This window comes from Bradyrhizobium sp. MI1.3, assembly GCF_055811695.1.
In genome coordinates this window covers 1-1,990 of record NZ_JBVVPQ010000190.1, presented here as the reverse complement: position 1 = coordinate 1,990, position 1,990 = coordinate 1, and the positions used below count along the sequence as shown (strand labels likewise).

Here is a 1,990-nt window from a genome sequence, read left to right as displayed (position 1 = left end):
CTGGGCCAGCGTCATCTCGCCCTTGATCGCGGCTAACGCCACGTTGGGCTTGAATGCCGGTGCGCGGTGCCGGCGGGCTCGTTTGCTCATCGTCTCGCCTGATTCGCGGGACAATCTTGCCCCCCGTCAGGCAGAAACTCCACTTATCGCCTTGTTCAGATTCTTGAGCTCGGCTCCGGCAACTGGCATCACTCCCAAGCTTGGTAGGTTGAATTTATTGGGCCTGAGATCTTTAATAACGCGGCGACTTGCAGTCGGAGGCAGGTTCGAGGACTGAGATCATCTTGCAGCGACGGCGAGAGGAGTTAGTACCGCGAACAACTCTTCGGACGAGTCTAAAAGACGGTGGGCCGTAAGATGCTGCGTGTTCTCTTTCTGATAGTAACCGTTGCTGTCACGACACGGTCGAGCGCCCAGGGCGCTGACGCCAATCCCATCTATGTTGACCAAGGGTAGATTGGACCGCGGCGGCGAGAGCGGACTTCTATGTGCGCGATCAGGGCTCGCGTTTGATCACGAGCTATGCGGAATTTTGGGTGACGAGGCGATCAGGCGGCGTGGTTTGCCGGCATGTGGATGACCTCGATGCCGTCGTTGAATCTGACACCTGCAATCACCTTCGGCAACTGATTTGTGCCTTTGATCCGCCGCCAGGTCTTTGATGCGGCGATAATCAGCTTGAACACCATCAGCCTGGCCGTCGTTGACGACAGCGATCCTTTCGTCCGCACGGTTCTGTGCCGCACGGTCGCGAACACGCTTTCGATGGGGTTGGTCGTGCGCAGATGATCCCAATGCTCGGCCGGGAAGTCGTAGAAGGCCAGCAGCGCGTCGCGGTCCTTGGCGAGGCATTCGACCGCCCGGCCGTACTTGGCGCGGTATTTCTCGGCGAAGACATCGATCGCCGCGTCGGCGGCCGCCAGTTCGGCGCCCAATAGACCTCGCGCAAATCCTTCTTCATGTTGGCCTGCACCGAGAGCGGGACCTTGTCCAGGACGTTCACGGTCTTGTGCACCCAGCAGCGCTGGTGCCGCGTGCCGGGAAAGACTTCGTCAAGCGCCTTCCAGAAGCCGAGCGCGCCGTCACCAACGGCAATTTCCGGGGCGATTTGCAACCCGCGTTGCTTCACGTCGATCAGGAGCTCACGCCAGCTCTGCGTGCTCTCCCGGACGCCGACCTGAAAGCCAATCAGCTCCTTCTTGCCTTCCGGCGTCGCGCCGATCAGCACCAGCATGCACTCGCCGTGGTCTTCCATGCGTGCCTGCAGGAAGACGCCATCGGCCCACACATACACGTAGCGTCGCGCCAACAGATCGCGCTTTTGCCAGCGCTCATACTCGCCCTGCCACTCGGCCGTCAGCCGGGAGATGACCGCCGGCGACAGGTTCGGCGCGTCCCTGCCCAGTAGGGCCGTCAGCGCCTCCTGGAAATCGCCCGTCGAGATGCCGCGCAGGTACAGCACCGGCAAGAGCGCATCCAGACTCCTGGTCCGCCGCGCCCACAGCGGCAGAATCGCCGAGCTGAAGCGGATCCGCTCGCCGCCACCGGCCGCTCCGCGGTCCCGAATATTCGCCCGCGCGACCTCGACCGGCCCGATGCCGGTCGCAATCGTTCGGGCCGGGCCGTAACCATGCCGCACGACGCGGGCGCGCCCGTCGGGAAGCTTCAAATCCTTCACTGTGGCAAGAAACGTCTCGACTTCGATCTCCACGGCCTGCGCCAGAAGCTGCCGCGCTCCGGCTCGCAGGATATTGGTCAGTGGATCGTCGATCTCGTCGGGCTGACGAAGGGCAACAATATTGCTAGTCTCGTTCATGGCGTATCGCTCTCCTTGAGAGGTTCTGGCAGGCTCGACACCCGCCTCGATACGCCGCCTATCTCAGGCCGTCATCACCCAGCTTCCCGCATAGCTCTTTGATCACCCTATCCTGGATGCAGGCGCTCAAGCAAAGAAACGGACAACCGTTCCTCGCCGATGGTCTGAAGCGGT

At 61.9% G+C, this 1,990-nt stretch carries 1 pseudogene; it reads right to left on the bottom strand.

From position 1 onward, the window contains the following. Positions 1-548: 548 nt before the first annotated feature. Positions 549-1,816, bottom strand: a pseudogene (locus tag AC0L3A_RS40535) (IS256 family transposase). Between the last annotated feature and the right edge of the window lie 174 nt (positions 1,817-1,990).